The organism is Pseudoalteromonas sp. S3178 (assembly GCF_005886985.1).
GTDB lineage: Bacteria > Pseudomonadota > Gammaproteobacteria > Enterobacterales > Alteromonadaceae > Pseudoalteromonas > Pseudoalteromonas carrageenovora.
Window position 1 is genome coordinate 1 of record NZ_PNCW01000271.1, and the last position, 245, is coordinate 245.

A 245-nucleotide genomic window follows, 5' to 3' on the forward strand; every position below is an offset into this window, starting at 1 on the left:
ACCCAAGTGATTTCGTCTACCTCAAACGTGATCCCCTCAAACGCTTCTGTCAGTGCTGTTTTCGCCTTGAAGTATTCAGTGTGAGGTGCGAAAACAGAAACTTGGCCGTCTTCAACTTCTACGTCAGTAACATCAACATCAGCCATCATTAGCGCTTCCAAAACTGACTCGTCGTCATCACCTGCAAATCCTAAGATTGCAAAGTGGTCAAACATATGCGCCACACAACCTGGGTTACCTAAGTT

General features: G+C 45.7%; 1 protein-coding gene. It reads right to left on the reverse strand.

Annotation, left to right across the window (positions count from 1 at the left end; genetic code table 11):
* A partial coding sequence (locus tag CWC11_RS20925) for a YebC/PmpR family DNA-binding transcriptional regulator (RefSeq protein WP_171038490.1) occupies positions 1-245 on the reverse strand: 245 nt, incomplete at both ends.